Here is a 19,502-nt window from a genome sequence, read left to right on the forward strand (position 1 = left end):
GCGGGGCAAGGAGACGAGTATGACGATCAAGATCGGCGCCAATCCAATCATCTGGTCCAATGACGACATGCAGTCGGTTGGCGCGTCCACCACGCTCGAAATGTGTCTGGCCCAAGCCAAAAAGGCCGGGATCCAGGGCATGGAGCTGGGTCATAAATTCCCTCAGACCGTTTCCGGCATGAAGGCGGCGCTCGATCCGTTCGGGCTCGAATTCATTTCCGGCTGGTGGTCGACCGAATTGCTGACCCGCAGTGCCGAAGAGGAAATAGCCGCCCTCAAGCCGCGTCTCGAATTGCTCAAGGGTATGGGATGCAAGGTCTGTATTGCAGCAGAAACCTCGAATGCCATCCACGCCAGATCGATACCCCGCTTTCTGCGCGTCCCTATCTGGCCGTAGGCGAGTGGGCGGAATTCGCCCGACGCATGACGGTCGTGGCCGATTTCCTAGCCGATCACGGCATCGACCTCGTTTACCATCATCACATGGGCACGGTGGTCCAGTCGCGTGAGGATATCGGTCGTTTCATGGATCTGACCGGCCCTTCGGTGAAATTGCTGCTCGATACCGGCCATGCGCTCTGGGGCGGTTCCGATCCGGCCGAGCTGGCGCGCTCTTATCGTGATCGTATCCGTCATGTGCATGGCAAGGATATCCGCCCGTTCAAGCGCGCTCAGGCCGATGTCTATGACTGGAGCTTTCTGCGCAGCTACTGTCTGGCGTATTCACCGTGCCGGGCGATGGCTGCATCGATTATGCCCGTGTCATGCGCGAGCTGCCCGATTATTCGGGCTGGATCGTGCTTGAGGCCGAGCAGGACCCCGAAATTGCCAACCCGCTCGTCTACGCGCGTATGGGCCGCAATTATCTGTCGATACGTTGATTGCGACGGGCCATATGAACGGAGCCTCGTCATGAGTTCGAAGCTTCTGGTGCATTCGCACAAACCGGATGAGAAAAAGCGGACAGTCGCAGTGACGCCGCAATCGGCGGGTTGGGGTTATATCGATTTCAACATTCGGTCTCTGGCCGCAGGCGAGCAGATTGCCGATCGCACGGGGCCGAACGAGACCTGTCTCGTGCTCGTTAGTGGTAAGGCGCGCATTATCGGTGCCGGTCAGGATTTCGGGGTGCTGGGCGAGCGTATGGACCCTTCAGCGGGGCGCCATGGTCGGTCTATCTACCCTCCGGGGCCGATTGGCGGGTAGAGGCCGAAACGCCTGTGGAGCTTGCGGTTTGCGGCTCGCCCGCCAAGGGGAAATACCCTGCAAGGGTGATCGCGCCCGATGACGTGGGCGAACTGACGCGAGGCACCGGCACCAATCAGCGTTTCGTGCGCAATATCCTGCCCGATACGGCGCCGGCAGAAACATTGCTGGTGGTTGAGGTCATCACGCCGGGTGGTCATTGGTCGAGCTACCCGCCGCACAAACACGACACCGATGATTTTCCCAACGAGACCTATCTCGAAGAGACTTATTATCACCGTCTGAAACGCGGGAGCGGCTTCGCGCTGCAGCGTGTCTATACCAAGGATGGTTCGCTGGACGAGGCCATGGCCGTTGCCGATCGTGATGTGGTGATGGTGCCGAAGGGATATCACCCGGTCGGTGCGCCGCATGGCTTCGATCTCTATTACCTCAACGTGATGGCAGGGCCGCGCCGGGTGTGGAAATTCACCATGGATCCCGACCAGGCCTTTCTTCCTTACTGAGCCGGAAAAGCGGAGTTCAGAAACATGACTCTCAAAATTGGTGTCATCGGCACGGGTGCCATTGGTGAAGACCATATCCGTCGCTGCATGCAGGCGCTTTCAGGCGCCGAGATCGTCGCCGTTACCGATGTTGATCTCGATCGCGCCCGTAAAGTGGCCGAGAAATACGCGCCCGGCGCCAAAGTGCCGGAAGATGGTGAATCGCTGATCGCCCTGCCCGAAGTCGAGGCCGTGATCGTAACCTCCTGGGGGGGCACGCATGCGCGCTATGTGCTCGAGGCCATTCGTCACAAGAAATATGTCTTCTGCGAAAAGCCTTTGGCAACGAGCGCAGAAGACTGCCTGAAAATCGTCGAGGCCGAGGCTGCCCATGGAAAGCGCCTCGTTCAGGTCGGGTTCATGCGTCCCTATGACACGGGCTATCGCGCGCTCAAGGCCCTGATCGACAAGGGCGAGATCGGCGAAGTGCTGATGATTCACGCCGCTCATCGCAACCAGCGCGTGGGGGCAAACTACAAGACCGATATGGGCATCACCGACACGCTCATTCATGAGCTGGATGTGTTCCGCTGGATGCTGGGCGATGATTACGTCAGCGCGCAGGTTATTTTCCCGCGCAGCAGCAGCAAGGCCATGGAGCATATTCGCGATCCGCAGATCGTGCTGCTGGAAACGAAAAAAGGCATCCGTATCGATGTCGAAATATTCGTGAACTGTCAGTACGGCTATGACATCAAATGCGCGGTGGTGGGAGAGCTGGGCGAAGCCAGCCTGCCGATGCCGCCAGCCGTCGAATTGCGCAAAGCTGCGGCGCTTTCGACCGAAATCATGACCGACTGGAAGGAGCGTTTCATCGCTGCCTATGACGTCGAGGTTCAGGATTTCATCAACGGTGTCAAGGCGGGTGCGCTTAATGGTGCGACCTCATGGGACGGGTATTGCGCTTCGGTTGCCGCCGATGCCTGCGTCAAGGCGCAGGAGAGCGGCCGGATCGAGCCAATCTCGATGAAGCCGCGCCCTGCGCTTTACGGCGGCTGAATTTTAACGAGCGGAAGGGACAAACCGCACGAAAGGGAGCCGTCAGGATCTGCCGCGTTTATCGCAGGCCCGCAAGCAGCACAGGGCGCACAGGATCCAGAACGGCTGTCTGAACCCATTCAATGACTGTCTCTCCCGGTGATGAAGCGCCGGGACAGGAGAACATTTCATGAGAAGAGTAAAAGACGTCGTCATGGTGCAGTCAGAGCGTCATGATGTGGGCTATGTGCTGCGCATCTGTGCGATCGCGGCTCTGGGCGGAATCCTTTTCGGCTATGATACGTCGGTTATTTCCGGCGCGATCTCGCCGTTGCAGGAATATTTTCATCTCTCTCCTGCCCAGACCGGCTGGGCCGTTTCCAATGTCGTAATAGGTTGCATGGTTGGCGCCATCATTTCGGGTGCCATGGCCGACCGTCTTGGTCGTCGCATGACGTTATTCATCTGCGCGTTGCTGTTCAGCGTGCAGTCGATCGGCACGGCACTGGCAACCGATTTTACGTGGTTCGTCATTTATCGCATGCTTGGGGGTATCGCGGTCGGCGTCGCATCGGCGGTCTCGCCCATGTACATGTCCGAGGTCTCACCCAAAGACATGCGCGGGCGCGCGCTGAGCATGGAGCAGTTCGCGATTGTATTCGGCCAGGTCGTGGTATTTATCGTCAACTACCTGATTGCGCGTTCCGCAACGCCCGAATGGCTGCTCGATATGGGGTGGCGCTGGATGTTCGGCTCTGAAATCGTGCCGTGCATTCTTTTCTGTGCGATGATTTTCTTCATCCCGGAATCTCCGCGCTGGCATGTGCTCAAAGGCCGTCATGACGAAGCACTGAAAACGCTCACGCGTATCTCGAACGAACATCACGCTCGCAACCTGCATTCGGAAATCAAACAGTCTCTGGGTGCTGTCGCGCAGTCGTCGCTCGGCTTTACCAAGGTTCTTGGCGATGCACGGGCACGCTGGATCATTTTCGTGGGGGCCAGCATCGCTGCGTTGCAGCAGGTCACCGGCATCAATGTCATGATGTATTATGCGCCGATGGTGCTGAAATCGACCAGCGGCAGTCTGCAGGCGGCCTTGTTCCAGACGATCTGGATCGGCTTTGCGCTTCTGCTCGGCTGCATCATCGGCGCTTGGATCGTCGATCGTCACGGACGCAAACCGCTGATGCTCTGGGGCTCCATCGGCATGGTGCTGGGCCTGCTTGTGGTGTCATGGGGCTCTACACCCAGTCCACCGGCTCATGGCGCTGTCGGGCATGCTGGTTTTCATGCTCATGTTCGGCCTGTCCTGGGGACCTGTCTGCTGGATCCTGATTTCCGAGATTTTTCCCAATCGTTTCCGCGCAGTGGGCATCAGTCTCGCCGTGACGTCTCAATGGGGCATGAACTTCGTCGTCAGTCAGTTTTTCCCGATGCTGAGCGAAAACAAATATCTCTCAGAGCAATTTCACGGTGCATTCTCGATGTGGCTCTTCGCCATTCTGGGCCTGTTCGCACTGTGGTTCGTGATGAAATTCGTGCCTGAGACCAAGGGCGTCGCGCTCGAAAAGATCGAGGATACGATGATCAATCATCGCTCAGCTTCTGCCACGACCGCATCGGTTGCGGCCAACACCACCAGACATGTCTGAGAGAGGAGCGACGATCATGAGAAAGACACTTCGCGTCGGTCTGATCGGTACGGGCTTCATGGGCAAGGCCCATGCGCTCTCCTATCAGGCAGCTGGCAATGTGTTTGACAATATTCCCCGCCCGATGCTCCACGCGGTGGCTGATATCGATGGCGCCCGTGCCGAGATGTTCAAACACCAATTCGGTTTCAACAAGGCATTGACCGACTGGCAGAAGCTTATCGAGGACCCTGAAATCGACGTGGTGTCGATCACGACTCCCACGCTGTTTCACAAGGAGATGGCGCTCGCGGCTATCGCGGCGGGCAAGCATGTCCACTGTGAAAAACCACTCGCCATCAGTGCTGGCGATGCACAGGAGATGACGCTTGCCGCCGAGCGGGCAGGCGTGCGCACGGCGAGCGGCTTCAATTATCTCAAGAACCCGCTTCTGAAATATGCGCGCGAGATGATCGCTTCTGGCGAACTCGGCGAGATTACCGATTTTAACGGTATTCATGCCGAGGGCTTCATGGCCGATCCGCAGACGCCCTGGTCATGGCGTTGCGATCCGGCTGGCGGGCAGGGCGCGATTGCCGATGTCGGCAGCCATATCATTGCCATTGCCCGTTTTTTGCTTGGCCCGGTCACGCAGGTTTTCGCCCAGCTCGATACGCCCATCAAGACGCGCCCGGTCAAGCCGGGCAGCAGCGAGCGCAAGGCGGTGGGGGTGGATGATATTGCCCGTATGATCGTCGGTTTCGAGCGTGGCTGCTTTGGCACGCTTCAAGCCAACTGGCTGGCGACGGGGCGCAACATGCAGCTTGGTTTTCAGGTCTCCGGCAGCAAGGGCACGCTGGTTTTCAATCAGGAGCGCATGAACGAACTGCAGTATTTCAAGGCAGGTGAAGACACGCGGAGCAATGGCTTTCGCGTGATCGAATCCGGCCCGCAGCATGCGCCTTACGGGGCATTCTGCGTGGCGGGTGGACATCATCTCGGCTTCAACGACCTCAAGACCATCGAGATGGCGGAGTTCATTCGCGCCATCGATCAGGGTGTGGCCGCGAGCCCCGATTTCCGCGAGGCGTGGGAAGTGCAGCGTCTGATCGATGCCGCCGTCATGTCGCACAAAGACAGAACCTGGCTCTCGCTCTGAGCCAAGCCATCTTCCCCGGGCCATCACCGGGGAGGACGTATTCAGGACAAGGAAAGACCATGCCGCTACTGCATTTTCACGTCGTCGAAGGGCGCAGCGACATCGAGATCAAGGCGATGCTCGACGCGGCCCATGAGGCGATGCTCGAGGTGTTCGAGGTGCCGCGCGGAGACCGCTATCAGATCGTCTCGGAGCACAAAAAGACCCATATGATCGTTGAGGATACCGGACTCGATATCCCCCGAACCGACAGGATGCTCGTGCTGCAGATGTTCAGCAGGCCACGGGGTGAGGCGAAGAACGCTGCATTCTATCGCCGCCTCACTGAGCGTCTGCAGAAAGAATGCGGTATCGCGCCTTCGGACGTCATGGTTTCGGTCGTCGAGAATGAAGATGCGCATTGGTCTTTCGGTCATGGGCGCGCCCAGTTTCTGACAGGAGAGCTCTGACGCTCCGACCGATCGCGGCAGTCTATCATCAGGGATAAATACGGATCTGACGGAGCGTCCGGCTGAAAGGAATATTGTTGTGACAGATGGTCTCACGCTCTCTCAGCGCACGGCACCGTTTTCTCTCGCAGTATGTGCCGAGATGATCTTGCTTGAGATGCCGATCCTCGAGAGGGTCCGGTATCTCGCGCAGAAAGGCTTTCTGGTCGAGATATGGGACTGGACCCGGCATGATCTGAAAAATCTGGCGGCTACTGGTGCCGTGTTTTCCTCCATGACCGGTTACATCAACGGCACGCTGGCTGATGATCAAGGCGCTGCCGAGATGCTGCGCACTGCGGCGCTCTCCATTCAGGCAGCGAGAGAGCTCGGCATACCGAGGCTCAATCTGCATGGCACCGGATTAGGGCCCGACGGGCTGCCCGTGGTGAAGTGCCTCAATGGGCCAGACGGCGCCATGTGGATGAAGGCTCGTGACACGCTCTCCCGTCTTGCCGATCTGGGAGAGAGCGCAGGCGTTATGTTCGTTCTCGAAAATCTCAATGCTGCAGTCGATCATCCGGCCGTGCCGTTCGGTCGCGCTCAGGACTGCGCAGCGCTGGTCAGAAGCGTAGATCACCCCTCCTTGCGTCTCATGCTTGACCTTTATCATGCCCAGATCGGCGAGGGCGACCTGATCTCGCTATTGAGGAAGACTCAGCCGCTCATTGGAGAAATCCAGATTGCCGATGTTCCGGGTCGCTGCGAGCCGGGAACAGGCGAGATCAACTATCCTGCAATCGCCCGTGCGCTGAGAGAGATAGGATATACCGGCGTCATCGGGCTTGAAGCGTGGGCGTCCGATCAAGACAGTGAACGCGCTTTGAACCGTTTTGTGGCGGCTTTTTCCGACTCACCCAGCAGCGAGCCTTGATCCCGCGCCGTGGGGCGGGGCAAGCTTTCACGAGTGGGCGCACCACGCTGAGATTTCTGACAATCCGACGTGCCGCGAGCGCCGCTTGCGCAAAACCTTGTGCGATGCGATAGGGAAGTCTCTATACAAATCTGCGTGATAACAGGTACTCAAGAGGGCCTGGCAGAGCATTCGATTCGTACCAGACACGGGATAGGACACCCTGAGCAAAGAGAGCCAGGCGAGCCCTATCTGTCTGATAGGAACGATCATGGTGGTTTGCAGGCAGATGAAACATGCACGACACGGCGCAGGACCTCGGTGAATGGCTGGGCAGACGGATTCCTATGCCAATATGTCAGACGAGGTATTGATGCAGTTGTCTGCTGACGGTGACCAAGTTGCGTTCGGACAGATAGTGTCTCGTTACAGTGGGCGTATTTTGAAGCTGTCAATAAGAATTACGGGAGCCTTCGAAGCATCTGAGGAAATCTCTCAGGAAGTTTTGGTAAAGATATGGAAAAATGCCTCTGCCTATAGTTCGTCCCTTTCCAAATTTTCGACCTGGATGCACAAAATTGTCGTGAATACATGTATTGACTACATGCGCCGGAAAAAGTGGAGCCTCTGCCAGAGGCGTTTGACGTCCCGGATGAGGGTTTGTCGCCCGAAGAGGCGATCGAACGTAAAGAAATGGAAATGTTGTTGACCGTAGCTTTGGCGCGGATACCTGTGCAACAAAGGGTGGCGATCAATCTTGTGTACGGGGAAGAGCGTTCGGGCACTGAGACGGCAGCACTGATGGGAGTTTCTCGCAAAAAGGTCGAGCGCCTGCTCAAATCGGCAAGGACACTTCTCGAGACTGAAATCTCGGAAATGAAGATGAAATGGACTCGCAGGTCATCATGATGAACGTAAAGCGCTTCAGACATCTCGCCGAGGCTTATGGCGGCGACCTCAGACGATGGCCTGCCGAAGAGCGGCATGACGCCTCTGTGCTGGTGAGTGAGAGTTCGGAAGCCGCTGACGTCCTGCGTAATGCCCAGTCCATCGATTTCTACGTCAAAGGCGCTCTCACAAGGCTCACGCCGTCAGATGCGAAAGTCTCGGATGCGGCGACGCGTCTGGAAGCGAACGTCATGTCCATGATTGGCGAGGTCGAACAAATTCCCGTGCGGAAATTTCGTTCCTCGGATCTAAGGTCTGCAGGCGCTCGCTCAGCCGAAAATTTCAAGTCACTCATCGGGGGATGGCGTGAGCACCGACTTGCGCTGTGCATGCTCTGTGCGACGTCATGCGTCACCGGTCTGTGGTTCGGGCTCCATCCCGTCAATACGGGTGTCGATTTGTCGATGCTCGCCTCCCTTGATTCGGCATTTCTCGGGATGATGCTGTGACAGTTGTCAGGAAGCCCGGCCTCTCCTTACGCAGTTTTCTGATTATCTCGTCAGTCATGCTCAATCTCTTCTTCGTATCTTTTCTGGGCGTCCGATTTGTTCAGAATCGGTCTCCAATCTGTATCGACAGGCGCATTACTTTTGCTGGCGTCGTCGCGGCGCTTCCTCGCGCAGACAGGGAAAAATTTGCGACGGCTCTGAAGCAGGACGTGCCACATTACATCGATCAGCTCAAGATGATCGGCAATCGTCGCGATGCTCTCGACAGGTCTTTGACGCAGGAGCCCTTTTCGAAAAGCGACGTCGCCGATCGCATCGTGGAGTGGCAGGAATCATGGAATGTCTTCATGACTGTGTTCAGGGGATCGCTTGTAAACGCATTTTCCGATATCTCGCTACCTGGTCGAAAAGCCCTCATAGAGGCCTTTCCCAAGCAGCCTCGTTGCAGGTCGTAAGCGCAGGTCTCTGCCAGTGAGGCAATACATCTCGAGCATCTTCTCAGCTCGCGCTGCGACGACGTCTCGAAGATCATGCCTTTGATGGCTTGCGAAGATATACGGTTCGACCTGCGGTACTTTGAGGCGCGAAAGCTGCGCCCTTGCCAACGTGCTCCGTGAGCCGCAATGCGAGAGGTCCCCTGATTGTGCGGGGCGGTCATCACATTCCCGCTGCCGAGAAATATACCCTGAACGTGGGTGTCGATGACGCCTGTTTTGTGTGGTGGCAGGATTGTCATTGACTGCATCAGCCTCCGAGTTCGCGGCAATCACTGAGGTAAGACCCCTCTGCATTGCAGGAGAGGGTGAGGCACGAAGCAAAGTGCTCGGCTCAATGACGACGGTTCGCTTTAGCAAGAAACTCTCTCCGTTCACTCACGAGCAGGTAATGTGCGAGGCGTCCTGAAAACACAGGTTCAGCTTCGGATCTGATGAGATCTCTGGCCGGCTACAAGTGGGATCGTGAACTCAGGTATGCCCGGCGGAAGCCCGCGGCAAATAGCCACGCTCGACAATCATGATGGGTCAGCAGGTTCGACAGAGGTTCAGAACGATGCATGATCTTGTCTGGTCCTTTCAGTCGAACCGATGCTGGCGGTCGTTTTGCCAAGACCGCAAGTGACTGTTTTTCTGATCCTGAAAACAGGTCAGACGATTATCTCTTCGGGCTGTTCGAGATAGTGCGCTTGCGAGAAGATCTCCAGCGAAAGGATGGCAGGCTCACTGTTGTCTACAGTGGTCAGGGGGAGTTCAGCATAGCCGTCTGTCCACCGACCGACCTCGCTTTCTCTGGGATGCCAGCCTTCAAGGGAGAATTCATCCATATGTGTGTCGATCGAGCACAGCCCCTGCGCTGTGAAGAGCGAGATCGAACCCACCGACACCCCCAGTTTGCGCCTGTCATCAACGAACGGCCCCTCTATATCACATGGGCGGCTATGCCGTGAGGCAATCCACACGCGCGACGTGTTGGCAGGAATCCTGAAAATAAAACGGGTGCCGTTCACACGCGTAGGAGTGAGGGAGCTGCCATCCTCCAGCACGATCCGGATCTGTGGGTCGGGCGTCAGGTTATGCGGCACAAGATTGTCGACAAATCCGAGTGCTTGGCGCGCGCCGCAAGTTCGTTGAAAAGCGTCTCGACAATGCGTCGTTCTGTGCAAAGAGGTGCTGCAGAATCCCGCCCCCATATGGGCGTGGAGGTACCATTGATCACGAGATATGGCTTCGGATGTTCGATAAAAAGATCTTTGTGGCCGGTATCCAGGTAGCTTTCAGACAGTAATCCATTTGCAATGACGACCGAGTGTTTTTCGAGCTCGAAGTGATACACATCGAATTGCTCGGCCTCATCCAGAGCGATTGATGACCCGTTCACCAGCATCCGTGCCGGGACGAACTGCCCTTCGATGAAGATGCAGTGCTCCGGGGTTACAAGCAGATCATCCAGAGGCACCTGTGTTGAAAAAGCGTTACGCTTGATTCTGACAAGACGGTCATCATCATCCAAGACTGTGACGGCTCTTTTGCCGACCCATTTCACCTTGGACGTGTTTTGACGATCTCCCTCTAAAGTCGTCACGATACTGCCGATTTTGAGATCTTCGACGTTGATTTCGCCTTCAGGAATTCGGATTTTTGTGCCCGCTGCATAGCATCTTATAGTGACTTGACCTGTATTTCCTGAATAAAGAAGATCAAGCGTTCCGGTGGGCATGTTGTTTGGATTTCCTGTAATAACAATATATACAGTGATAGAACTTGTGATAATGAATCCGCCTACCACCTTGATCTTGATAGTCGTGTTCATACCATCATACGAAATCGTTGCCTTCTTGGAAGGGGCGTTGAGATCGAATGTGATAAGTAGCTTTTCAGGGGGTATATTATTGACATTAAGCACATACTCATAGTTTCCAGAAAAACCACTAAATATTGATGAGTCTAGGTCGACGTTTACTGTACCACCATCCGCGCCAACATTGGCATATGCATTCGAGGTCTTGCCGAATCCAAGCAGCCCAGCGCTCGTGTCGAGGTTGAGTGTGCCCCCATCGATCAGATAGTTGCTTGGTTCTCATAGTTGACCTTGCCGGAATTAGGGCCGACCACAATCTGCGCGTCCGGCGAGGCGCGAAGCAGCGCGTCCGCCTGAGCCGCCGCAGCTTGCTTTTTCTGCTGATCGACTGCTTCTGGTGCAGCCGCCTGATTGAGATCGTTCTGGACAGATATGCTCATGATTGAGAAGCCCCCTGAAAAACTGATTTTTCCTGATACGGGGGGCCCGCGTTTGTCGGACGGAAACACATGAATTGTCACAATTTCCTGATCATTATTGGATCAATGATTCGGCATCATCACGAATACTTGAATGAGATCGAAAGTACACCGCAGATCTTCTAGGGACGACCGTCCAAAAAACAGAGGATTCTGGAGTATTTGATCGTCAGCCAGCTTGTCGAGAACGATTGGTAGAGAGTAATTGATAATAACTATCAATAGCACCTTGATAGTAATCGTGGTGTAGCCACTTTATCCTGTCTCAGTGATAGAGAGTTTCGATGAGCATCCGCTGCAACTCATGCCGCCCAGGGTCATTCTGCTTATGTGAATTTTTGACCGGAGAACTTCCATGTCTGACGAGCGCATCAAAACCGCCACAACCGATGCCGGCGCCCCTGTTGCCAGCACTGATTACTCGCTGAGCGTCGGTGCCGATGGCCCGATCCTGCTTCATGACCATTACCTCATCGAGCAGATGGCGGTATTCAATCGTGAGATGATTCCTGACCGTCAGCCTCATGCAAAGGGCGGTGGCGCGTTCGGCCATTTCGAAGTCACGCATGATCTGAGCCGCTACACGAAGGCCAAGTTTCTGCAGAAGGGCGCGAAGACCGAGACGGTCGTGCGCTTCTCGACTGTGGCCGGTGAGTCGGGCAGTCCCGACACCTGGCGCGATCCGCGCGGCTTCTCGGTGAAGTTCTATACCGAAGAAGGCAATTTTGACATGGTGGGCAATAATACGCCCGTCTTCTTCGTGCGCGACCCGATGAAGTTCCAGCATTTCATTCATTCGCAGAAGCGCCGCGCCGATAATGGTCTGCGCGACAACGACATGCAGTGGGATTTCTGGACGCTGAGCCCCGAGACGGCGCATCAGGTCACCTGGCTCATGGGTGATCGCGGCATTCCTGCCAGCTGGCGTCACATGGATGGTTTTTCCAGCCATACCTATATGTGGGTTAATGAAGCAGGTGAGCGCTTCTGGGTGAAATACCACTTCAAGACCGATCAGGGCATCAAGTGTCTGACGCAGGACCAAGCTGACAAGCTGGCTGGCAGCGATGCCGACTACCATCGTCGTGATCTGTATGAAGCCATCAAGCGCGGCGAGCATCCGAGCTGGACGCTCAAGATGCAGATCATGCCGTATGAGGATGCCAGGACCTATCACATCAACCCGTTCGATCTGACCAAGGTATGGCCGCAAAGTGAGTATCCGCTGATCGAGGTTGGCAAGCTCACACTGGACAGCAACCCGACAGATTTTTTCGCGCAGATCGAACAGGTCGCTTTCGAGCCCAATAACCACGTGCCGGGCACGGGACTGTCACCCGACAAGATGCTGCTGGCACGTGCCTTCGCCTATGCCGATGCACATCGTGCCCGTCTCGGGGTGAACTATAAGCAGATTCCGGTCAACGCGCCGAAATGCCCGGTTCATTCCTACTCAAAGGGTGGCACCATGCGGTCGCATAATGCGTCCGATCCGGTTTATGCGCCGAATTCGAAGGGCGGTCCTGCAGCCGATGCCGAGCGTTACCCTGAAAACGCCGTCTGGGCAGCCGATGGTGAGTTCGTGCGTGCGGCTTATACGCTGCGCCCCGATGACAACGATTTCAGCCAGGCCAATGATCTGGTCAATCGTGTGATGGATGACGCAGCGCGTGACCGTCTGGTCCAGAACGCGGCTGGTCACATTGCTGGTGGTGTTGAAGAGCCGGTATTGTCGCGTGTGTTCGAATACTGGTCCAATGTGGACGAGAAGATCGGCCAGCGCATTCGTGAAGCTGTTCTCGCGCAGAAAAGCTAAGCCCGACTAGCATCTTGGGTGTTTAGCAAGAGGGAGAGCTTTCGGGCTCTCCCTTTTTTAATGCGCCGTTTCCAGATATTATGTTGAGTAATCGATATAGGGAAAAACGTGAAAGCGAATGTCCTCATTCGGATGGTCGCAGAGAGCGGTGTGGTATGGGTACCATGATCTGGCAGAGATGTGTTTCACCCAATAATCAGCCATTTCGGACCTTGGGCAATACGATTTTTCTGCTCTGTCTTTATTCACTGATTCGTGCATGAAAGGAGAGACGCAAGCGGCAATGCGGCCGGGTCACCGGCTTTCTGGTTCTGTCCGTCCTGCTCGTTGTGGCATGGCTTGCGACCCTGCTTTTCAGAGGCAGTGTCCTCGCGTTGTCGTTGTCGAGCATTCCCCAGATCTTCGCGTTGCTGCTCTCGCGCACCGAGGCGGAGACGGGCCGATAACAGCTCAGCCCGCTCCTTCGGGATCAATCCAGATAGAGGCTGCGTAAAGCGGTCAGTTGCTGCGGTCCGACAGCCAGCTTTTGCGCGAGATACGCGTCGATCGAGCCATAGTGCTTTCTGATCGAGGCAAACGCGGCCTTGAGATAATCGGGATCTGAATTCAGCATGGCACGCATTGAGGGAGAAGCCGCCATGGCACCGCCATTCTGGTGATCGGTCATGGCAGCCTTGAAGCTCGGCGTCAGATGGGCGCGCAGCAGGTCGCCGCTCATGGCGTAGTCGCTGAGGATCGTCTGCTCCGGCACGCCGAGCGCATAGAGTATCAGTGCAGAGGCAAAACCCGTGCGGTCCTTGCCTGCGGTGCAATGCGTCAGGGTTGGGGTCTGACGTGCCAGGAGGCGTGCAAACAAGGCCTTGAGCTCAGGCGCGTAGTAGTCGGGCATCTGTGCATAGAATGTCTCCATCAGCGCCTTCGCTTGAGCGTCGCTCATGGTCGATAAACGGCTTCGATCGGTCATATCCGATGGCAAGTCCGGTTTTTCCGAAGGGAAGAAAGCGGGGCTTACGCCCTGCCATCGCGTGGGCTGCTTTTTCTGCTCGGCCTGCGTGCGCAGATCGGTAACGCTCTTGATGCCCAATGTATCGACAAAGACGTAATCGTTCTGAGTCAGACCGCTCGGAGCGGCAGAGCGATAGAACTCCCCCCAGCGCACATGATGGTGGTCCGTGGTCTCATAGCCGCCCATGTCGCGGAAATTGGCCACGCCCTGAGTGGGGAGCACTCGGTTAGAGACCCAAATCCCCGGTTTGCCGTTTTCGGGTTTGATGAAAAAATAGGCCCGCGTCGTTCCCGGTAACGGCGACACCAGCGTCATGGCGGTTTCGCTGATATTCCTTCTTACGGGTGTCATTTTGGTCTGATCCGGAACGGGAGCGACAAAAAGATCGACCTTGCCGAGATCCTTCGGCCAGCTCAGCGCGTATTGCGGCGCCATGGTGAGTTCTGCCTTCGCTGGCTCAGCTGCCATAGCCCCGGCGAAACAGGTGCTGGAAGAAGCGAGGGCTCCAATCGAGGCAAGAGCAAGGGTCGTCTTTTTCAGAAGCATGATGTTCTCATCTCTTTGGCCCCGTATTCATGGAGCCTTTCGAATAAAATGCGCCCCACAGAAGGGCGACGAAGCGGCGTCTCGGCAGATCGGTCTACCCAAGAAGGATTGCTGCTCGGGACGAGACGATAGAAAGATCTTTGTCTGAAAGTACCGCCGGACAGGATTGAATGCCGGTAGATGCGCCGAAGCAAGAGAATTGCCGCGGGATCAGTTCGTGGATAGTGAAAGTTTTCTTGCAAAATCCTCGCATATCCTTCCGATAAGCTCGATTTTGTTTTTTGTCACGCTTCGTCGTCAAGGGTGAGTGTTGTCCCGCTCCGTCCGATTGCTTGATCTGCTTCACGCCCTGCGTGGTTATCGTCAGCCTGTCAGCGCGAAAAAGCTGGCGGAAACGCTCAGCGTGAGTCAGCGAACACTCTATCGCGATGTCGCCTCGCTTATCGCTATGGGGGCGCCGATACGAGGTGAAGCAGGACTCGGCTACGTGCTCGAACCGGGCTTTCTGCTTCCGCCGCTCATGTTTACCAAAGAGGAGATCGAAGCGCTGGTTCTCGGGGCCGATTATGTCGCCTCTCACACAGACCATGCGCTGGGTCAGGCCGCGCGCAGTGCTCTCAGCCGCATTGCTGCCGTGCTGCCCGAGGCGCATCGTCGCGGGGTGGAATGCGGAACACTTATGACGGGTCCGCCCACGCCCTGTGTTCCGTCGCGCATCGATCCTTCGGTGCTGCGTCAGGCAATCAGGGACGAATCCGTTCTCGTCTTGAGCTATCGAGATGCGCGTGACCTGCCAAGCCAGAGGGAAGTCTGGCCCTTCGCCATGGCCTATTTCGAAAGTGCCAGATTCTCGTGGCTTGGTGCTGCCTGCGTGGGGGATATCGTCATTTCCGCCTCGACCGGATCGAGACAGTGATTGTGACGTGCAGGCGCTATGCAAGACGCAAGGAGTTGCTCATGAAGGAGTGGCATCAGTCCCGAATTGCCGAAGCCACGCCCGATGCTGACAGAAACTGACATGCAGCTGGCTAGCAAGGTTTTGCCTCCAATCGGGGAGGGGAGACAACACCATGAATGATCAGATTCTTTCGGTTCTTTACGTGCGTGACGTTGCTGACAGCGCTCGGTTCTATGCAGCGTTGCTGGAGAGCACACCGCAGCATCTTACTGAGAATTATGCCCAATTCGATCTCAAGCCAGGAATCGCCCTGAGCCTTTGGCGGCTGGGTGATGTCATCCCTGCCTGCGATGGCGCGGGCTGTCGTACGGAACTGAATTTCGGTGTGGAAAATGCAAAGGAGGTCGAGAAATATCACGAGCGTTATCAGGCGCTGGGCGTGACGATCCTGCAAAAGCCGATATCGCTCGATTTTGGCACTTCCATGCTGGCCTGCGACCCGGACGGTCATCGGCTGCGTGTCATCGCGCGCCCCGGCTGAGTGGGATCAATCGAGGTTTTCCGGCGTGACGAGGCGGAATTTAGGTGCCTCGAACCCGATCAGGGAGGGAATGATTCCGAGCCTCTGCAAACAAGCGTGAAGGGCCAGCCCCGCCTGTGTCTCGGGGCTCTGGTCTATGGCAAAGGCCATGATGCCGTCGGTCAGACAGACACGCGTAATGGCATTCACCTCGTGTCCGACCCAGCAGATCTGTCGATCAGCATGGCGGCGCAGCACATCGCCGATACGCAGATTATCGCCACCTGCGGTATAGACCCCTACGAGATCCGGGTTTTCGATAATGGCCTGATGCAGCAGCCGTGCGGCTTCCTCAGGATCGTCGCGATCGAACAGAACTTCGCGCAGGAAATGCGCCCCATGCGGTCTCGTGGCTATAAAGTCCGAGAACCCGTCAATGCGCTCGCGATGATTGGCATAGGCCATAGAATGACAGAGCGCGATTAGGGCACCGGGGCGGTGTGTCAGGGTTCGGGTCAGGCAAAGCGCCGCCGTTCGCCCGGCTGCGTGATTATCGATCCCTACATAAGGCAGTTCCGGCAGATTGCGTGTGATGAGCTGAATGATCGGCAGGTTCTGCATCGCCATTTCGCGCAGGGCGTCGAGAATATCGGGATGGGCAGGGCAGGCGAGAATGAGCGCGGCCCGGCGATGGGGGGCATGGCGGATACGTGAGACGAAATCCGCAATGTCGTGTTCCGCGACGAAACTGCGGTGGATCACGATATCCTTGCCGAGCGACGCAGCAAGCCGTTCGAAGGCATTGCTGAGCCTTGTGTAGAAAAGGGTTTCGGGACGCACGAGCAGCACGTCGATACGCAGCACGCCCCGATGCAGAGAAGGCAGGCTCGGGAAATAATCGAGATCGCGCGCGATGGTTACGATGCGTCGGCAGGTTTCTGGCCGGACATTGCCCCGATTATTGAGCACGCGCTCGACCGTTGCCGTGCCGACACCCGCCAATGCGGCAATATCGCGAAGCGTCGCCCTCTTTTTGCGCGGCGCGTCTCCGCTAGGTGGCTCGCTCATGATCCGCTTCCTCATCTGCCGTGATGAGATCAGATCATCACGGTGATCGCTCCCGCCTCATCCTGCCCGCTAGATTAGCCCTTAACGGTGCCTCTGCCCGATCAAACAGGCGTTACGGCGCGCCCGGCATGGATGCAGGGCGGTTATCAGACGGCATCGGATATCGAGTGGAGCGCAGAGATGCGGTGCAGAGGCGACTGAACATGAAAACCACCAGACGGCGCCTGCTCGGTTATGGCGTGGCCCTGCTGCCTCTGACCGGTATGGGATTGGCGTCAGGCGAAGGGCTGGCTTCTCCGGCGGAGGTCAGCACCTGCCTTCGGATTTCCTTCGTATGTCTCGTCTACTCACAGGGTCGAGCGGGCTGGATAGCGAACTGGATAGCGGCCTGGCGCCGCGTGTCTGGCAGGCGCTGATGGCAAAAGACGCAGACTTTCCGACGCATTATTGGCAGTTATCGGACGCGCTGTCAGCCCGCTCGGTGACGAGCTGGGCTGATTATGTCGCCACCGGTCTGCGGGAGCAGGTAGCAATCCACGCCATAGCCGTTGCGCTTGTCGGGGCCTGGTATCTCGGACGCGTGGGGCCGATGTTGCCTCGTTCGGAAACTGGCACGCCTGCCTTCATCACCTATGAGGGCGCATTGATGTGGCGCTCCACGCGCGATGTCACGGTCATTCCGAGTTATGCGCGCGGTGGGCCGGGGTTCTGGGCCGAAGCGCCTCTCTCGTTAGCAACGGACTGACCTGAAAATGACTCCTATGGATTACGATGCCGATGTCATCGTTGTCGGCTCTGGCGTGATTGGCAGTCTTGCTGCGCATCATCTGGCGAAAAACGGCAAATCGGTCATTATTCTCGAGGCAGGTACACGCGTACCGCGCTGGAAAATTCTCGACAGCTTTCGCGAATGCGGCAATGTCAGCACGGATGCGGGCAACCGCAACCAGCCCTATCCGAACGAACCCTGGGCGCCGAGTTCCTTCGTACCGGGCTATATCACCAACCACGGTCCCGTCGAGTATGTGCCCGGCATGTTGCGCATGGTGGGGGGCACGACCTGGCATTGGGGCGGCGCGTGCTGGCGTCTGCTCCCCAATGATTTCCGTCTGAAAACGCTCTATGGGGTAGGGCGTGACTGGCCGATTGCGTATGACGATCTCGAGCCTTTCTATCATCAGGCAGAAATCGAGATGGGCGTTTCAGGTGACGATCATGCCGATTATTCAGGGCAGAACGGCGCGCCTTTTCCGCCGCGCCAGGCACCTTTCCCGGTCAGACCGCAGGCACTTGGCTATTTCAGTCAACGTTTTCGAGATCGCGTTGCCGAGGGGGGATATCCATTCACCTATCAGCCCAATGGTCGCGCAACCGATCCTTATGAAGAGCGTCCAGCCTGTGTCGGCAATAATAATTGCTCGCCGATTTGTCCGATCGGCGCGCAATATAGCGGCGACCGCCATGCGACCAAGGCCGAACGAGCCGGGGCGAAGCTGATAACCGATGCTACCGTCTATCGGCTGGAGAAAACCCCCGATGGCAGGCGTATCGCAGCGGTGCATTATTATACGCCGGAGAAACGGTCCATCCGCCTGACGGCTCGCATGGTGCTTGTGGCGGCTCACGCCCTTGAGACGCCGCGCCTCCTGCTTCTCTCCGATGTCGCCAATTCATCGAAAATGGTTGGTCGTAATCTGATGGACCATAATGCTTTTTCGCTGGCCATGATTGCGGATGAGCCATGTGGTCGGGTCGGGGACCGGTGCAGCAGGGCGATGTGCTCAAATGGCGGGATGGCAGCTTTCGACAGAAGCATGGCTGTATCCGTCATGAGGTCGGCAATTTCGTGGGCAATGTGCAGATCACCGAGCGCCTCTTGTCGCAGGGCGTGATCGGCCCGGAACTGGACGAGAAAATACGGCACATGGCCGCACGCTGGGTTTTCATGGACTCCAATATCGAAATGCTGCCCGAGCCGACAAACCGCATGACATTGAGCCCGAGCAAGCGTGATTTCTACGGTTTGCCACTCATGGACATCTATTACGATGTGAATGATTACGCTCGTGCGGCTGGGGAGGTGATCCGACAGGATTATGCGCAGTTCCTGAAGCTGCTCAGTGGCGAAATCTTCGACCAGAATCTGACACAGTGGGAAAACCGGGATCACCCGATGGGCACGGTCATCATGGGCCATGATCCGCGCGATTCCGTGGTCAACGCCGAAGGGCGCAGCCATGATCATGATAATCTTTTCATTGCGACAACCGGGATCATGCCTGCGGCATCCGTGGTCAATCCGACCCTGACAGGATGTGCCCTGTCGCTGCGCTCCGCCTCCATCATGCTCAGGGAGATCTGAGTCATGCGCCTTTTTGTCGATCGCGCTCGTCTTGCCGGTCTCGCTCTGGGAGCTGTGCTGCTGTCAGGCTCTCACGCGCGAGCGAGCGATCAGACCCTGATACAGCGAGGCGCCTATCTCGCGCGTGCAGCCGATTGCGTGGCCTGTCACACAAGGCCGGGTGGCGCGGCTTTCGCCGGGGGATACGGCATCAAATCCCCTCTGGGTGTCATTTATTCGAGCAATATCACCCCATCCCGGCTTATGGCATAG

Annotated in this window: 24 protein-coding genes and 4 pseudogenes; 23 read left to right on the plus strand and 5 right to left on the minus strand. The window is 56.8% G+C overall.

The genetic code is table 11. The annotated features are described in order from the left end of the window. Window positions 1-19: 19 nt before the first annotated feature. The 15 genes and pseudogenes from JCM25414_RS24335 (at window position 20) to JCM25414_RS02805 (ending at window position 8,715) form a co-directional block, all read left to right on the plus strand. Window positions 20-397 (plus strand): IolE/MocC family protein, encoded by a 378-nt coding sequence (locus JCM25414_RS24335; RefSeq protein WP_242403297.1) that lies wholly within the window; start codon window positions 20-22, stop codon window positions 395-397. Window positions 398-423: 26 nt separating this feature from the next. Next, window positions 424-603, plus strand: a pseudogene (locus JCM25414_RS24340) (myo-inosose-2 dehydratase); the annotation flags it as partial. 125 nt (window positions 604-728) lie between these two features. Further along, entirely contained in the window at window positions 729-881 is a 153-nt protein-coding gene (locus JCM25414_RS24345; RefSeq protein WP_242403315.1) for a hypothetical protein, read from the plus strand. Then, window positions 826-1,712, plus strand: a pseudogene (gene iolB / locus JCM25414_RS16450) (5-deoxy-glucuronate isomerase). Before JCM25414_RS24345 ends, iolB begins: the two are co-directional and overlap by 56 nt. A gap of 24 nt (window positions 1,713-1,736) precedes the next feature. After that, window positions 1,737-2,750, plus strand: coding sequence for a Gfo/Idh/MocA family protein (locus JCM25414_RS02770; RefSeq protein ID WP_025840653.1), 1,014 nt, complete (start codon window positions 1,737-1,739; stop codon window positions 2,748-2,750). A 193-nt stretch (window positions 2,751-2,943) separates the two neighbouring features. Next, window positions 2,944-3,924 (plus strand): annotated as a pseudogene (locus JCM25414_RS16455) (sugar porter family MFS transporter); the annotation flags it as partial. 103 nt (window positions 3,925-4,027) lie between these two features. Further along, window positions 4,028-4,249, plus strand: a pseudogene (locus JCM25414_RS25715) (MFS transporter); the annotation flags it as partial. A gap of 12 nt (window positions 4,250-4,261) precedes the next feature. After that, window positions 4,262-4,384 carry a hypothetical protein gene (locus JCM25414_RS25720; RefSeq protein WP_277910975.1) on the plus strand — a complete coding sequence of 41 codons (123 nt, stop codon included), beginning with the start codon at window positions 4,262-4,264 and terminating at the stop codon, window positions 4,382-4,384. A 16-nt stretch (window positions 4,385-4,400) separates the two neighbouring features. Then, window positions 4,401-5,522 carry a Gfo/Idh/MocA family protein gene (locus JCM25414_RS02780; RefSeq protein WP_025840654.1) on the plus strand — a complete coding sequence of 374 codons (1,122 nt, stop codon included), beginning with the start codon at window positions 4,401-4,403 and terminating at the stop codon, window positions 5,520-5,522. A gap of 59 nt (window positions 5,523-5,581) precedes the next feature. Then, window positions 5,582-5,971 carry a tautomerase family protein gene (locus JCM25414_RS02785; protein ID WP_025840655.1) on the plus strand — a complete coding sequence of 130 codons (390 nt, stop codon included), beginning with the start codon at window positions 5,582-5,584 and terminating at the stop codon, window positions 5,969-5,971. A gap of 79 nt (window positions 5,972-6,050) precedes the next feature. Further along, complete coding sequence (locus JCM25414_RS02790; protein WP_025840656.1) at window positions 6,051-6,884, plus strand: TIM barrel protein; 834 nt, start codon at window positions 6,051-6,053, stop codon at window positions 6,882-6,884. A gap of 352 nt (window positions 6,885-7,236) precedes the next feature. Beyond that, window positions 7,237-7,572: a sigma-70 family RNA polymerase sigma factor gene (locus JCM25414_RS26390; RefSeq protein ID WP_369345982.1), complete on the plus strand. Its 336-nt coding sequence runs from the start codon at window positions 7,237-7,239 to the stop codon at window positions 7,570-7,572. Beyond that, a complete protein-coding gene (locus tag JCM25414_RS02795) occupies window positions 7,482-7,772 on the plus strand; it encodes an RNA polymerase sigma factor (RefSeq protein ID WP_025840657.1) in 291 nt (96 codons plus the stop codon). Before JCM25414_RS26390 ends, JCM25414_RS02795 begins: the two co-directional genes overlap by 91 nt. Further along, window positions 7,751-8,260, plus strand: coding sequence for a hypothetical protein (locus JCM25414_RS21285; protein WP_025840658.1), 510 nt, complete (start codon window positions 7,751-7,753; stop codon window positions 8,258-8,260). Before JCM25414_RS02795 ends, JCM25414_RS21285 begins: the two co-directional genes overlap by 22 nt. Continuing rightward, window positions 8,257-8,715 (plus strand): periplasmic heavy metal sensor, encoded by a 459-nt coding sequence (locus JCM25414_RS02805; protein WP_025840659.1) that lies wholly within the window; start codon window positions 8,257-8,259, stop codon window positions 8,713-8,715. Before JCM25414_RS21285 ends, JCM25414_RS02805 begins: the two co-directional genes overlap by 4 nt. 689 nt (window positions 8,716-9,404) lie before the next feature. Here JCM25414_RS02805 and JCM25414_RS21290 read toward each other — a convergent pair. The 3 genes from JCM25414_RS21290 to JCM25414_RS02820 all read right to left on the minus strand — a co-directional run bounded on the left by JCM25414_RS21290 (window position 9,405) and on the right by JCM25414_RS02820 (window position 11,076). Further along, on the minus strand, window positions 9,405-9,839 hold the full coding sequence (locus JCM25414_RS21290) for a hypothetical protein (protein ID WP_025840660.1): 435 nt from the start codon (window positions 9,837-9,839) through the stop codon (window positions 9,405-9,407). After that, a complete protein-coding gene (locus JCM25414_RS21295) occupies window positions 9,824-10,660 on the minus strand; it encodes a Hint domain-containing protein (protein ID WP_025840661.1) in 837 nt (278 codons plus the stop codon). Before JCM25414_RS21295 ends, JCM25414_RS21290 begins: the two co-directional genes overlap by 16 nt. 155 nt (window positions 10,661-10,815) lie before the next feature. Beyond that, complete coding sequence (locus JCM25414_RS02820) at window positions 10,816-11,076, minus strand: hypothetical protein (protein WP_148300920.1); 261 nt, start codon at window positions 11,074-11,076, stop codon at window positions 10,816-10,818. A gap of 313 nt (window positions 11,077-11,389) precedes the next feature. On the opposite strand from JCM25414_RS02820, the gene JCM25414_RS02830 reads away from it, so the two are divergent. Beyond that, a complete protein-coding gene (locus tag JCM25414_RS02830) occupies window positions 11,390-12,850 on the plus strand; it encodes a catalase (RefSeq protein ID WP_025840663.1) in 1,461 nt (486 codons plus the stop codon). A 469-nt stretch (window positions 12,851-13,319) separates the two neighbouring features. Here JCM25414_RS02830 and JCM25414_RS02840 read toward each other — a convergent pair whose 3' ends face one another. Then, entirely contained in the window at window positions 13,320-14,402 is a 1,083-nt protein-coding gene (locus tag JCM25414_RS02840; protein WP_025840664.1) for a tyrosine-protein phosphatase, read from the minus strand. Window positions 14,403-14,712: 310 nt separating this feature from the next. Between JCM25414_RS02840 and JCM25414_RS16470 the strand changes: the two genes are divergently transcribed. Genes JCM25414_RS16470 through JCM25414_RS02850 form a run of 3 tightly spaced genes read left to right on the plus strand, consistent with a single transcriptional unit; the run spans window position 14,713 to window position 15,841 of the window. Next, on the plus strand, window positions 14,713-15,318 hold the full coding sequence (locus JCM25414_RS16470) for a helix-turn-helix transcriptional regulator (RefSeq protein ID WP_199897574.1): 606 nt from the start codon (window positions 14,713-14,715) through the stop codon (window positions 15,316-15,318). Next, complete coding sequence (locus JCM25414_RS26395) at window positions 15,255-15,419, plus strand: WYL domain-containing protein (protein ID WP_369345979.1); 165 nt, start codon at window positions 15,255-15,257, stop codon at window positions 15,417-15,419. The genes JCM25414_RS16470 and JCM25414_RS26395 overlap by 64 nt, the downstream gene beginning before the upstream one ends. A gap of 53 nt (window positions 15,420-15,472) precedes the next feature. Beyond that, a complete protein-coding gene (locus tag JCM25414_RS02850) occupies window positions 15,473-15,841 on the plus strand; it encodes a VOC family protein (RefSeq protein WP_025840665.1) in 369 nt (122 codons plus the stop codon). A gap of 6 nt (window positions 15,842-15,847) precedes the next feature. Here JCM25414_RS02850 and JCM25414_RS02855 read toward each other — a convergent pair whose 3' ends face one another. Beyond that, a complete protein-coding gene (locus tag JCM25414_RS02855; RefSeq protein ID WP_025840666.1) occupies window positions 15,848-16,888 on the minus strand; it encodes a LacI family DNA-binding transcriptional regulator in 1,041 nt (346 codons plus the stop codon). Between the two features lie 313 nt (window positions 16,889-17,201). On the opposite strand from JCM25414_RS02855, the gene JCM25414_RS02860 reads away from it, so the two are divergent. From JCM25414_RS02860 to JCM25414_RS21300, 4 genes are read left to right on the plus strand one after another with little or no spacing between them, the layout of a single operon-like run. Beyond that, complete coding sequence (locus tag JCM25414_RS02860) at window positions 17,202-17,633, plus strand: sugar dehydrogenase complex small subunit (protein ID WP_277910974.1); 432 nt, start codon at window positions 17,202-17,204, stop codon at window positions 17,631-17,633. Between the two features lie 7 nt (window positions 17,634-17,640). Beyond that, window positions 17,641-18,780 carry a GMC family oxidoreductase gene (locus JCM25414_RS16475; protein ID WP_199897575.1) on the plus strand — a complete coding sequence of 380 codons (1,140 nt, stop codon included), beginning with the start codon at window positions 17,641-17,643 and terminating at the stop codon, window positions 18,778-18,780. Then, entirely contained in the window at window positions 18,735-19,250 is a 516-nt protein-coding gene (locus JCM25414_RS23605; RefSeq protein ID WP_199897576.1) for a GMC oxidoreductase, read from the plus strand. Before JCM25414_RS16475 ends, JCM25414_RS23605 begins: the two co-directional genes overlap by 46 nt. A gap of 3 nt (window positions 19,251-19,253) precedes the next feature. Continuing rightward, entirely contained in the window at window positions 19,254-19,502 is a 249-nt protein-coding gene (locus tag JCM25414_RS21300; protein WP_051535644.1) for a hypothetical protein, read from the plus strand.

The organism is Asaia platycodi JCM 25414 (assembly GCF_000614545.1).
Lineage (GTDB): Bacteria > Pseudomonadota > Alphaproteobacteria > Acetobacterales > Acetobacteraceae > Asaia > Asaia platycodi.

Coding starts and splice junctions, on each gene's coding strand:
- JCM25414_RS24335 (WP_242403297.1), top strand. CDS start 20: ATGACGATCAAGATCGGCGCCAATCCAATCATCTGGTCCAATGACGAC.
- JCM25414_RS02770 (WP_025840653.1), top strand. CDS start 1,737: ATGACTCTCAAAATTGGTGTCATCGGCACGGGTGCCATTGGTGAAGAC.
- JCM25414_RS25720 (WP_277910975.1), top strand. CDS start 4,262: ATGAAATTCGTGCCTGAGACCAAGGGCGTCGCGCTCGAAAAGATCGAG.
- JCM25414_RS02780 (WP_025840654.1), top strand. CDS start 4,401: ATGAGAAAGACACTTCGCGTCGGTCTGATCGGTACGGGCTTCATGGGC.
- JCM25414_RS02785 (WP_025840655.1), top strand. CDS start 5,582: ATGCCGCTACTGCATTTTCACGTCGTCGAAGGGCGCAGCGACATCGAG.
- JCM25414_RS26390 (WP_369345982.1), top strand. CDS start 7,237: ATGCAGTTGTCTGCTGACGGTGACCAAGTTGCGTTCGGACAGATAGTG.
- JCM25414_RS21285 (WP_025840658.1), top strand. CDS start 7,751: ATGGACTCGCAGGTCATCATGATGAACGTAAAGCGCTTCAGACATCTC.
- JCM25414_RS02830 (WP_025840663.1), top strand. CDS start 11,390: ATGTCTGACGAGCGCATCAAAACCGCCACAACCGATGCCGGCGCCCCT.
- JCM25414_RS02840 (WP_025840664.1), bottom strand. CDS start 14,402: ATGCTTCTGAAAAAGACGACCCTTGCTCTTGCCTCGATTGGAGCCCTC.
- JCM25414_RS02850 (WP_025840665.1), top strand. CDS start 15,473: ATGAATGATCAGATTCTTTCGGTTCTTTACGTGCGTGACGTTGCTGAC.
- JCM25414_RS02855 (WP_025840666.1), bottom strand. CDS start 16,888: ATGAGCGAGCCACCTAGCGGAGACGCGCCGCGCAAAAAGAGGGCGACG.
- JCM25414_RS16475 (WP_199897575.1), top strand. CDS start 17,641: ATGACTCCTATGGATTACGATGCCGATGTCATCGTTGTCGGCTCTGGC.
- JCM25414_RS21300 (WP_051535644.1), top strand. CDS start 19,254: ATGCGCCTTTTTGTCGATCGCGCTCGTCTTGCCGGTCTCGCTCTGGGA.